The organism is Paracoccus lichenicola, assembly GCF_009708075.1.
Lineage (GTDB): Bacteria > Pseudomonadota > Alphaproteobacteria > Rhodobacterales > Rhodobacteraceae > Paracoccus > Paracoccus lichenicola.
Genome location: NZ_WMBT01000021.1, coordinates 21407 through 28003 on the forward strand (window position 1 = coordinate 21407; position 6597 = coordinate 28003).

7 protein-coding genes and 1 pseudogene are annotated in these 6597 nt (G+C 66.7%); 3 read left to right on the top strand and 5 right to left on the bottom strand.

From position 1 onward, the window contains the following. Window positions 1-17 precede the first annotated feature (17 nt). Window positions 18-896: a dioxygenase family protein gene (locus GIY56_RS16895; protein WP_154766040.1), complete on the bottom strand. Its 879-nt coding sequence runs from the start codon at window positions 894-896 to the stop codon at window positions 18-20. Between the two features lie 93 nt (window positions 897-989). On the opposite strand from GIY56_RS16895, the gene GIY56_RS16900 reads away from it, so the two are divergent. After that, the gene (locus GIY56_RS16900; RefSeq protein ID WP_154766041.1) at window positions 990-1943 is read left to right on the top strand and encodes a LysR family transcriptional regulator; all 954 of its coding nucleotides are present in this window, start codon (window positions 990-992) and stop codon (window positions 1941-1943) included. A 194-nt stretch (window positions 1944-2137) separates the two neighbouring features. Here GIY56_RS16900 and GIY56_RS18965 read toward each other — a convergent pair. After that, window positions 2138-2285: pseudogene (locus GIY56_RS18965) on the bottom strand (IS5/IS1182 family transposase); the annotation flags it as partial. A 93-nt stretch (window positions 2286-2378) separates the two neighbouring features. Between GIY56_RS18965 and GIY56_RS16910 the strand changes: the two are divergent. Next, complete coding sequence (locus tag GIY56_RS16910) at window positions 2379-3695, top strand: acetamidase/formamidase family protein (protein ID WP_154766042.1); 1317 nt, start codon at window positions 2379-2381, stop codon at window positions 3693-3695. 396 nt (window positions 3696-4091) lie between these two features. Here the strand turns inward: GIY56_RS16910 and GIY56_RS16915 are convergent, their stop codons facing one another. From GIY56_RS16915 to GIY56_RS16925, 3 genes are all read right to left on the bottom strand, one after another. Next, window positions 4092-4619 (bottom strand): sterol desaturase family protein, encoded by a 528-nt coding sequence (locus GIY56_RS16915; protein ID WP_154766043.1) that lies wholly within the window; start codon window positions 4617-4619, stop codon window positions 4092-4094. After that, window positions 4616-5341 (bottom strand): fatty acid desaturase, encoded by a 726-nt coding sequence (locus GIY56_RS16920; RefSeq protein ID WP_230312603.1) that lies wholly within the window; start codon window positions 5339-5341, stop codon window positions 4616-4618. The genes GIY56_RS16915 and GIY56_RS16920 overlap by 4 nt, the downstream gene beginning before the upstream one ends. 142 nt (window positions 5342-5483) lie before the next feature. Further along, window positions 5484-6059, bottom strand: coding sequence for a DUF2585 family protein (locus tag GIY56_RS16925; RefSeq protein ID WP_196053681.1), 576 nt, complete (start codon window positions 6057-6059; stop codon window positions 5484-5486). Between the two features lie 14 nt (window positions 6060-6073). On the opposite strand from GIY56_RS16925, the gene GIY56_RS18655 reads away from it, so the two are divergent. Then, window positions 6074-6370, top strand: coding sequence for a hypothetical protein (locus GIY56_RS18655; protein ID WP_230312604.1), 297 nt, complete (start codon window positions 6074-6076; stop codon window positions 6368-6370). Window positions 6371-6597 lie beyond the last annotated feature (227 nt).

The following is a 6597-nucleotide window of genomic DNA, read 5'->3' on the forward strand; positions in this document are numbered from 1 at the left end:
TCTTTTCCTCCAGTGTGTCAGCCCTCGGTCTGCCGCAGCGGGCACAGGGCAAGTTTCAGATCAAGCAGATGCTCGCGCGTTCCGGTTCCGGTCCGTATCGCCCGGAAATCCGCCAGAAGCGCGGGCTTGACGCCGAAGATCGCGTCCCGGCCGATGGCGGGGTCCGCCCGGTCGAAGATATGCGTGGTCAGGGTCTGGTGGCCGGGGGCGGTGACGCGGAAATGGATATGCGCCGGACGCTCCAGCGGGCAGCCAAGGGCCGCCATCAGCCGCCCGACCGGCCCGTCCGAGGGCAGAGCATAGCCCCCGGGCTTGACCGACAGAAAGTCGAACCGCCCCTTCCCGTCGGCCCGAAGCTTGCCGCGCAGGTTGAATTCGGGCTGGCCATCGGGCTGCTGGTTTTCGTAAACCCCGGCGGCATTGGCGTGCCAGACCTCGATCACGGCGCCCGGCAATCCGCGGCCCCCGATGTCCGTGACCTGGCCCGAAACCCGCAGCCGTTCGCCCTTGCCGTCGCGCGACAGATCGCAACCCAGGGGCAGTTCAGGCGCATCCGCGCGGTAGAACGGTCCCGTCACCGTGTTCGGGGTCGCGCCCTGCGGCCGATGGGCGTTCATCTCCTCGACCAGGGCCGACACGCCCAGCACATCCGCCAGCAGCACCCATTCCTGGCGCCTGTGGTCGGTTTGATGCCCGACATCGGTCAAGAAGCCCAGGGCCTGGCGGAATTCGCCGGCGGTCGGATGCAGTTCGGCGACCAGCAGGTGCAGTTGACGCGCGATCAGCGCCACCGACGCGCCCAGCCGTGACGGGGCAGCCGCCGTCAGCCGGCGTTGCAGATCCTGCCCGATCCCGTTCGGCCCGGGATCCCGTGACGCCTCTCGGCAGTCGTCCATTCCGGCGGGGCCTCCCCTCCCCCATGACGGTTTGGTAGCACGGCCCTAGCACAAACGGCTTGAGTTTTGCGCCCGGCAATATAGCAGTTTGTTATGCGCCTGAACGAACGCCACCTCATGCAGCTTGCCGCGGTCCTGGATGCCGGCGGCGTGTCCGAGGGCGCGGCCCTGCTGGGCCTGACCCAGCCGGCCGTCAGCCGCTCTCTGTCCATGCTGGAAGCGCGGATAGGCGAGCCGCTGTTCGTCAAGGGCCGCCGTCCCCTGCAGGCCACCCCGCTTGCGGCGCAACTGGCCGCGCAGGGCCGGGTCATCCTTGCCGCCTCCCGGCAGGCCTCGGATGCCGTGCAGGGCTTCGTCAAGGGCAGCAAGGGCCTGGTCCGGGTGGGCGGCGTGCCCTTCTTCATGGACGCGATGATCAGCCGCATGATCGGCGCGTTCCAATGCCGCGAGCCAGAGATCACCATCCAGCAAAGCTACATGAACCTGCCCGAGGTGACGGCCGCGCTGGAAGGCGACCAGATCGACCTGGGGATCGTTGCCATCGGAGAGGTGTCCTCGGGTCCCGGGTTCGAGTTCACCGAGATCCTGCCCGGCCGCAATGTCGTGGCCTGCCGGCCGTCACACCCGCTGATGCGCAAGCGCCCGGTCGAGGCCGGGGATCTGACGGCCTACCCCTGGGTCGCGCCCCTGCCCGGATCGCCGCTGATGTCGGATCTGCAGATGATCCTGATGAGCATCGGCATGTCGGACCTCAACATCCGCTATTCCGGCGGCTCGCTCCTGAGCGTGGTGAATGTCCTGGCCGAGACCGACGCCCTGGCCGTCCTGCCCTTTTCGGTGGTCTTTGCGCTTCGCGACGGCGGCCATGTCACCGTCCTGCCTTACCAGATCCCGCAGCCCAACCGATCGCTGGGGATCATGCGCCGCGCGGGGGGCCTGCGCAATCCGGCCTCGGACCGCTTTGCAAGCCATGTCATCGCCGCCTTCGACAGCTTGCGCCACGCGATCAAGCGCCATGAAACGGCGGTGATCTGGGGACATTCCTAGGGCTGTCCGGCGCCTTTCATCCTCCCTTCTGGTGGCCTGCGGGTCGAACGGCCATGTCAGGTCCGGTGTGCCGGCATCCCCTGCCTGCCGATGTGATGAAGCTGTCGTGGGCATTATGATCGCACCAGGCGATGAAGCCATCGCATTACCCTGCACGTCGGGGATGTCCTCCGGCGTCACATGCCGATCATCCGGCTCCACCGCTTCCAGCGGGCGGGCCATGGGCCACGCGCGCGTGCTTCCCCATCAACCCATTGCGTTGAATGAGGATAATCCACTCGGCACCCGCCGGTCATCGACCCTCGGCCTGCCGCGGGACTTCGGAAAGAATGGCCAGAGCCGCCGCGCCCGGGTCCCGGACCTTCGCCGGGCTTGCTTATGCGATCCGGGCCGCTAACCTGGATCGCGTCTTCACAGTGAACATTGGGGGTTTCCATGCCGGATGGCAGCATCGCGCCGTCGCGTCGCAGCGTCGTCGTCACCGAATTCACCAACAGTGTCCTCGACCCCGCAGCAGCCATGCTTGGCCCGGTCGAGAACGGCGGCACCATCATCGCCAATACCGCGCCCGGCTGCTGGGGCCCGATGATCACGCCCCGCCTGCGCGGCGGGCACGAGGTCACCACGCCTGTTCATGTGAATGGCGCGCAGGTGGGCGACGGGGTGGCGATCCGCATCCGCGACATCACCGTGACCTCGACCGCCACGGCCTCGGGGCACGACACCTCGCCCGAGGGGTTCTGCCTGGGCGATCCCTATGTCGCCGCGCGCTGCCCGGTCTGCGACACCGTCTGGCCCGAAACCCATGTCGAGGGGATCGGCCCCGACGCGGTGAAATGCGACCGCTGCGGCAATCCGGTCACGCCCTTCCGCATCGTCCACGGCTATACCGTCACCTTCGACGACACCCGCAGCGTCGGCCTGACCCTGCCCGCCGGGGCCGCCGAGACGATCGCCCGGAACGCCGACCATTACGCGGCCCTGCCCGACGGCAGCCGCCAGCATTCGATCCTGACCTATGCGCCGTCCGACATGCCGGGCACGCTGGTGCGGATGCGGCCCTTCCTGGGCCAGCTTGGCACATGTCCTTCGGTGGCGATGCCCGACAGCCACAACGCGGGCGATTTCGGCGCCTTCCTGGTCGGCGCGCCCCATGATTACGCCATCAGCGCCGAGGATCTGGCCCGGCACAAGACGGACGGCCACATGGACATCGACGCGGTGCGCGCGGGCGCGATCATCGTCTGCCCGGTCAAGGTGCCGGGCGCGGGTGTCTATATGGGCGACATGCACGCGGGCCAGGGCGACGGAGAGATCGCCGGGCACACGATGGACGTGGCAGGCAGCGTGACCCTGCAGGTCGAGGTGGTGAAGGATTATCCCATCGACGGCCCGGTCCTGTTCCCGCTTGCAGAGGATCTTCCGCCGCTCGCGCGGCCCTTCACGGCGGCCGAGGTCGCCAAGGGCCAGCGCCTTGCCGCGAAATGGGGGGTGGGGGACATCGAGCCGCTGGCCCCGATCAGCGTCATCGGCACGGCCCCCAACCTGAACGCCGCCATCGAGAACGGGTTGGAACGCGCCGCGACCCTGCTGGGCATGTCTGTCCCCGAGGTGCGCAACCGCGCCACCATCAACGGCGCGATCGAGATCGGGCGCGCCCCCGGCGTGATCCAGGTGACCTTCCTGGCGCCGCTGGCAAGGCTGGATGCCGTAGGCCTGGGCGATTACGCGCGCGAGCAATACGGGCTGTAACGGGCGATGCGCTGCGCAAGGATCTTGACCCTGTGGATGTGCTGTCGTCCGCCAGGGTGGAAAGGCTGCGGCTGTGGGGGAAGAACGGGCCGCTTCGTCCCCGACTGACGATTGTGCGGTCCACGCGCCATCCCGAAGGCCATGACCGGGAAGACAGGCGTTTTCGCCATGGTCCCGTGGCTGTCGGCAAGACGGGCTGCAATCATCGGCCCCAACCTGCCGGATCAATGGCGCCGCGCGGTGGTCCCAAGGCTGTCTGCAATGAAACGGCGAAGCGGGCGCCTTGGCTGCCATTTAAAAATCGCATCGACAAATCCGTTCGCCCTGGACTGGCCTCCTTTGGCGTCCGCGGATCAGGGATCCGAACCGGACGGAATCCCTGAATGCGGACAGCGCCTAGTCCTCGACGCGATCGGCGCGCCAGGCGTCGCGGTGCCGGGACTGGCGTTGCGCCAGAACGCCCGAGGCCTTGAGCCGCGCCTTGAGATCCTCGACCGGCGGGGCGTAGACAAAGCCGAAGGACACGCAATCGTCCCGACCCTCGACCGCGTGATGCAGCCGGTGCGCCTGGTAGAGCCTGCGGAAATAGCCGCGCCGGGGGACATAGCGGAAGGGCCAGCGCTGGTGAACCAGACCGTCGTGGACGACGAAGTAGATCACGCCATAGACGCTCGCCCCGACGGCGACCCACCACAGCCAGGGCCACCACGCGCTGCCCACCGCGAAGAGCAGGATCGACACCACAGCGAAGACCAGGGCGTAAAGGTCGTTCTTCTCGAACACGCCGTGGCTGTCCTCGTGGTGCGACTTGTGCCACCCCCAACCCAGCGGACCGTGCATGATCCAGCGATGGACGGAATAGGCGATCCCCTCCATGGCCACGACGGTCAGGACGACGATCAGGACCGGCACCAGCACGCTCATGCCTTGCCCCCTTGCCGGGTCGAGGGCAGCCGCCACCACGGCACCGACGGGTGCAGATGGTGTTCGTGGTGATAGCCGCCGAAATGGAAGCATGTCAGCAGCGACAGCGAATCGTGGATCCGCGTGGACCGGGCGTTGTGCCGGTCGGGAAAGGCGTCCTGGCCCGGACGGTGCGGCAGCCAGGTGCCGAAGACGAAAAGCTGCATGGAGGCGAGGATCGAGGGCACCGCCCAGAACGCCACATAGGGCCAGCGCGGGCCGAGGATCAGCGCGTAAACGATCACCGATCCGCCAAGCACCCAGAACTCGCGCCAGCCGAAATAGGTGCGCACGAACGCGACATACCACGCGACCGGCCCGCCACGGCTGAAGTCGGGATCGTCGTCGGTCCCGGCGTGGCGGTGATGGGCCATGTGCTTGACGATCAGCTTGCGCCAGGAAAACCCGGCAAAAAGCAGCAGGGCCAGGCCCCCGATCACCGCGTTGACCCGCGGCCTTCCGGGCAGGATCGCGCCGTGCATCGCGTCATGGGCGACGATGAACAGCCCGACGGACAGCCATGTCAGTCCGATCAGGCAGACCACGGCCAGCAGCGGCGAACCTGCCGCGTCCAGATGCCATACGGCGAAAACGTGCAGGCCGATCCAGGCGCAGATCACGCCAACGGCCAGCGTGACGCCCACAAGGCTGGAAGAAAGGAAGCGTTGCAGTGTCTGGGACAAACCCCGGCTCCTTGCTCGTGTATCGCTTGCAACACTCTAGGACGACGCGGCGACGGTTTCCAGTCCATGCTTCGTGGCCGGCGCGGTCGTGCCCGCCCGCTTGTGGCGACGGTGCGCGGGTTTCCGGTCCATCCGCGGCCGCTCAGGGCAAGAGCGCCCGAGCGGTGCCGAGCACGAAGCCGTCGTGGATCATGAGAGCCATGGCGGCTTCGGTGGATACGCCGGCCACGATGACGATCCATCGCGCCCGCTTGTGGGCCGCAAGGAAGCCAAGGGCAACGAATGCGCTGTCGCTCAGCGCGTTGATGATGCTGTCGCCGCGATAGACATCCAGGCCGGCCGGATCGTTGAAGAGCGAGATGACGAAAGGCGTATTCTCGACCACCTCCCAAACGCCGCTGCATCCAATGGCCACAAGGAAGCGCCGGTGAAGCGTGGCTTCCGGCCGGATCGCACGCGACACAAAGCAAAGCGCAGCCCCCCAGACGGCGTGCAGTGCGGAATAGAAATCCGCGAAATGCTGCGAATTGTCCACGCGCAGGGTGCTTGCGCTCCACCATTGCAAAGGCACCGCATCCGGCAGGACGCCGCGGCCCAGAAGCAGAAGCCAACAGGCAACGGCTCCGTTGACGAACAGGATGCCGATTGCGACTTCAAGCGCGGCCGGAGTGGCCGGCAATGGCAGGTGTGGACAGCGGGCGATGTGGTCATAGCGCAAATGGCCGCGCCTCCTTGCAGATCGACAGGATGCCTGCGCGGTTGCCGGCATGGCCTGCCTTGTCCCGCCTTCAACGCAGGGAATGCGAGGGTAAGTTCCGCCGCAAGCGGCGCAGGAATGCCGCCAAGGACCGGAACCGCAGCGGCTTGGTTGTCGATGCCCACATGATCCCCGCCGCGGCCCGTGATCCGGTGATGATGCTGATGTTCAGAACCCGCTCGACCGTTGCAGTCCCGACACCTGCCTGTGCCGCGATGTCCTTGAAGGCGGGTTTGCGCATCTCATGCTGCCGGATGACGGATTCACCGTGATCCACTCTCCGTCCGGTTTGCAATCTGGATCAGGACTGAGCCGGAAGCCGGACAGGGATGATAGCCGAGGTTGGAACGGCATAGCGATCTTCATGAACGCTTAAACCGGATTTGCAGCATCGGCGTCTCGGAATACGCCAGTTGTCCGCAAACCAGTTCAGACCGTGTGAAAACCCGGAGGAATTGCAGGGAACTCGGTCCGTTTGTTCTGCTCGTCATCTTGTGCG